At 73.2% G+C, this 4,585-nt stretch carries 3 protein-coding genes and 1 pseudogene; all 4 read left to right on the top strand.

Going from position 1 to position 4,585, the window contains the following annotated elements:
- Positions 1 to 556: 556 nt before the first annotated feature.
- Positions 557 to 1,765, top strand: a complete 1,209-nt coding sequence (locus SZN_RS35520) for a cytochrome P450 (RefSeq protein ID WP_007505036.1) — start codon at positions 557 to 559, stop codon at positions 1,763 to 1,765.
- A 93-nt stretch (positions 1,766 to 1,858) separates the two neighbouring features.
- Positions 1,859 to 2,047, top strand: a complete 189-nt coding sequence (locus SZN_RS35515; RefSeq protein WP_043734898.1) for a ferredoxin — start codon at positions 1,859 to 1,861, stop codon at positions 2,045 to 2,047.
- A gap of 221 nt (positions 2,048 to 2,268) precedes the next feature.
- Positions 2,269 to 3,237, top strand: a complete 969-nt coding sequence (locus SZN_RS35510) for an aldo/keto reductase (protein WP_007505033.1) — start codon at positions 2,269 to 2,271, stop codon at positions 3,235 to 3,237.
- A gap of 448 nt (positions 3,238 to 3,685) precedes the next feature.
- A pseudogene (locus SZN_RS35505) lies at positions 3,686 to 4,585 on the top strand (hydrolase); the annotation flags it as partial.

Below are 4,585 nucleotides of genomic sequence, written 5' to 3'. Positions count from 1 at the left end.
GCGAGGGAGACCGGATGGGCCGCGACCGCGCCGACCGGTACGGCGATGCCGTAGCCGGCGAGCAGGCCCGCGAGGAGCGCGGCGGTCACGACGCGGGACGCGCGGGCCTCCGGGGCCGGCCGGACCGCCGCCGGAGACGCGCCGGACGGTCGGCGGCGGTCGGTGGCGGAAAGGCGGCCATCGCGGACATGGCCGGATTGCGGGGGCTTTCGGTGGTCCGGACAAGTGGTTTTCCGCTGCGCGCCCGCGCCGCCGGACCGCCCGGAATTCCGCCGGTCCCCGCTCGCCCGGCGCGCGGAATTCGGGACAGCGGACCCGCCGGTGGGGAAAATCCCGGCAGTCGGCCCGAGAACGCGCGGAGGCCGCGTCACCGGCCCGTGAGGACGCCGAACGCGGCGTGGGAGCGCTTCCGCGATTGCCGGACCGAAGTCCTGTGCGATCATCCCCGGCCAGAATCCCGGCCCGCGCGATGTGGCCGAAGTCGGCGTCGTCCTTTAGGTGCCCGGGGCATCTAATGAAGACCGGCACGACGCACCCTTCGTCTGCGAGGTCTCCCATGACGGACTTGACGGAATCGCCCACCGTCGCCTTCCCCCAGAGCCGCGGCTGCCCCTACCACCCGCCCGCCGCCTACGACTCCCTGCGCGAGGAGCGCCCGCTGGCCCGCGTCCGGCTCTACGACGGACGCCCGGTGTGGATGGTCACCGGCCACGCCCTCGCCCGCACCCTGCTGGCCGACCCGCGCCTGTCCACCGACCCCCAGCGGCCCGGGTTCCCCGCGACCAGCGAACGCGTCGCGCGGATACGGCGCCGCAGGACCGCGCTCCTCGGGGTCGACGACCCCGAACACCGCGTCCAGCGGCGCATGATGATCCCCGGCTTCACCCTCAAGCGTGCGACCGCCCTGCGCCCGCGGATCCAGCGGATCGTGGACGAGCGCATCGATGCGATGATCGCCCAGGGCCCGCCCGCGGAACTGGTCGGCGCCTTCGCGCTGCCGGTGCCCTCGATGGTGATCTGCGCCCTGCTGGGAGTGCCCTACGACGACCACGAGTTCTTCGAGGGCCAGTCGCGCCGGCTGCTGCGCGGGCCCACGGCCGACGACTCGATGGACGCCCGCGCCCGTATGGAGGCGTACTTCGAGGAGCTGATCGACAGCAAGGAGCGGCAGGACACACCCGGCGACGGAGTCCTGGACGAACTCGTCCACCGGCAGTTGCGCGACGGCGACCTCGACCGCGAGGGGGTGATCGCCCTGGCGGTCATCCTGCTGGTCGCCGGACACGAGACGACCGCCAACATGATCTCCCTGGGCACCTTCACCCTGCTCCGGCACCCCGCCCGGCTGGCCGAACTGCGCGCCGACCCCGCCCTGCTGCCCGCGGCGGTGGAGGAGCTGATGCGGATGCTCTCCATCGCCGACGGACTGGTGCGGGTCGCCGCCGAGGACATGGAGGTGGCCGGCGAGACGATCCGCGCCGGTGACGGCGTGCTCTTCTCGACGTCGGTCATCAACCGCGACGAGGCCGTCTACCCCGAGCCCGACACCCTCGACTGGCACCGGCCCGCCCGCCATCACCTCGCCTTCGGGTTCGGCATCCACCAGTGCCTCGGCCAGAACCTCGCCCGCGCGGAGATGGAGATCGCGCTGCGCACCCTCTTCGCCCGGCTGCCGCACCTGCGCCTTGCCGTCCCTGCGGAGGACATTCCGTTCAAACCCGGCGACACGATCCAGGGGATGCTGGAACTCCCCGTGACCTGGTAAGAGGCTCCGGTCATGCACAACGAGACGCACGAGACGCACCCCACGACCGAAACCCACCGGACCACCGAAGCGGGCGAGACGCACGAGACGCGCATCGCCGTCGACCACGACCGCTGTGTCGGGGCAGGCCAGTGCGCCCTGGCCGCACCGGCCGTCTTCACCCAGGACGACGACGGCTACAGCTCCCTGCTGCCCGGCATGGAGGACGGCGGCGGCGACCCGATGGTGCGGGACGCCGCCCGCGCCTGCCCGGTCGGCGCCATCACCGTCTCCGAGGGCTGAGCCGGCCGCGCGACCGCCCCCGCGGACCGGGGAACCGACCTGACCGGGTCCGGCCCCGCCGGACCCGGTCACCCGTCACCCGTCACCCGTGACCCGCGACCCGCGGCCTCGGGGAACCCGGAGGACGCCGTGGCCGCCCGCCCGCCCCTGCCCCCGTTCATCCGCCGCGCGGGGCGACGTACGCTCCACGCGTACCCACTGCGACGGCAGGAGCAGCAACGATGCAGTACGTGAAGCTCGGTTCGACCGGCCTGGACGTCTCGCGGATCTGTCTGGGCTGCATGACCTACGGGCAGCCCGAGCGCGGCGCGCACGGGTGGACCCTCGACGAGGCGGCCTCGCGCCCGCTGATCCGGCAGGCGCTGGACGCCGGGATCACCTTCTTCGACACCGCCAACGTCTACTCCGACGGCACCAGCGAGGAGATCGTCGGCAAGGCGCTGCGCGACTTCGCCCGCCGCGACGACATCGTGCTCGCGACGAAGGTCAACGGGCGGATGCGGCCGGGTCCCAACGGCGCCGGGCTCTCCCGCAAGGCCGTCATGACGGAGATCGACCACAGCCTCACCCGGCTGGGCACCGACCACGTCGACCTCTACCAGATCCACCGCTTCGACCCGCACACCCCGGTCGAGGAGACCATGGAGGCCCTGCACGACCTGGTGAAGGCGGGCAAGGTCCGCTACATCGGGGCGAGTTCGATGGACGCCTGGCAGTTCTCCAAGATGCAGTACACCGCCGAGCGGGGCGGCTGGACCAAGTTCGTCTCGATGCAGAACCACTACAACCTCCTCTACCGCGAGGAGGAGCGCGAGATGCTGCCGCTCTGCGCCGACCAGGGCGTCGGCGTCCTGCCGTGGAGCCCGCTGGCCCGCGGCCGGCTCACCCGCGACTGGGGCACGGTCACCGGGCGCAGCGCGGACGACGCGTTCGGCAGCGGGCTGTACGCCGACGGCGACCGGGCCGTGGTCGAGGCCGTCACCCGCGTCGCGGACCGGCGGGGCGTCCCGCGCGCCCAGGTCGCCCTGGCCTGGCTGCTGCACCAGGACACCGTGTCCGCCCCGATCGTCGGCGCCGCGCGGCCCGGCCACCTCCAGGACGCGGTGGCCGCGGTCGGCCTGGAGCTCGACGCCGGGGAACGGGAGGAGCTGGAGCGGCCCTACGCGCCCCACCCGGTCGCCGGCCACTGACCCGCGGCCCGGCGCGGTCCGTGCGGCGCGCGCCCCGTGCCGCACGGACCCGTCCCCGCCGAACTCCCCGGCCCGGAGCGACAGCCAAAGGTTGGCATCCCACTTGTGAACGAGCTGTGAAGGCGCCGATGTCGGCATGACCAGCGGGAAATGCGCGGGCGCGGCAGGTCAATGGTTTGCGTTCGGGCCGGAAGGCTGCCGAGTGAATCCCTTTTCCCCACGCTTTGCGGATATCGCGCAATGCGCGGGAAGCGGTTATTGACAATTCGTCAAAAACTGATCGCCGCGTACGTGGTGCACAAAAAACGGAGCGGCTTGTTCTCTCTCCCTGACCTGTGCAAAAGTGAGCCCCGCTCCCTTACGCCGCACACCTCGCCCGAGCCGCTTGCGGAGCATACCCGTTGGTATGGACTTTCAATGCCGCAGTGCCCTCCGGAGGAATGCCGCCGTGCCTGACGCAGGCCCCTCGAATTCGCCTGACGACACCCGCCTCCTTGATGTGACGGACGCTCAACTGAGCGCCCGACTCAAGAACTGGACGGGAGCGGCCCCCGCGCTCCACCCCGTCGGGGAACTCCTGGACCGGCACTGGGAGGCCGGCTTCGCCTACGCCCGGCTGTGCACCGCGGACGCGCGGTCGGCGGGCATGCTCACCACCGCCGCCTTCACCCGGCTGTTCGGCGAGACCCTCCGCCAGACCGGCCCGACGGCCGCCTGGCGGCCCCGGCTCCTCGTCACCGTCGGCCGGATCGCCGCCGAGTGGGACGGCGACCACCGGCGGGAACTGCTCCACGCCGAACTGCGCGGCGGCGGGCAGGACGGCGAACGGGCCGCCGCCCGGCTGCTGCCGCCCGCCGACCGCAGACTGCTCTCCGGCGCCTTCCGGCGGCTGCCCCAGCCGGCCCGCTGCCTGCTGTGGCACACCGAGGTCGAGAGCGAACCGCCCTCCGCGCCCGGCGCCCTGCTCGGCCTCGACCACGCGTCGGCCCGCGTCGAACGGGAGCGCGCCGCCGACCGGCTGCGCGAGGAGTGCCTCCAGGTCCACCGCGAAACCGCCCCCGAGCACGAGTGCCGGCAGTACCTGCGGATGCTGGACGTCACCTGCCGCCGCGGCGGCGTCGATGTCGACCCCGACCTGCGCGCCCACCTGAGCCGCTGCGCCCACTGCAGCGACACCGCCCGCCAGCTCGACTTCTTCAACCACGGCCTGGGGCCCGCGCTCGCCGAGGCGGTGCTCGGCTGGGGCGCCCACGCGTACGTGGCGGCCCGCGCCCGCCGGGGGGGCGGCCCGGCCGCGGCGGGACCCGAGCCCGAGCCCGAGCCGGCGGTCGCCGGGGAGCCGTTCTTC

Source organism: Streptomyces zinciresistens K42 (assembly GCF_000225525.1).
GTDB lineage: Bacteria > Actinomycetota > Actinomycetes > Streptomycetales > Streptomycetaceae > Streptomyces > Streptomyces zinciresistens.
Note: the sequence above shows the minus strand (reverse complement) of the source record. Positions and strands in the feature narration are given on the sequence as shown.

Excerpts from the sequence above, each read along its gene's own strand:
- SZN_RS35520 (WP_007505036.1), top strand. The coding sequence starts at position 557 with ATGACGGACTTGACGGAATCGCCCACCGTCGCCTTCCCCCAGAGCCGC.
- SZN_RS35510 (WP_007505033.1), top strand. The coding sequence starts at position 2,269 with ATGCAGTACGTGAAGCTCGGTTCGACCGGCCTGGACGTCTCGCGGATC.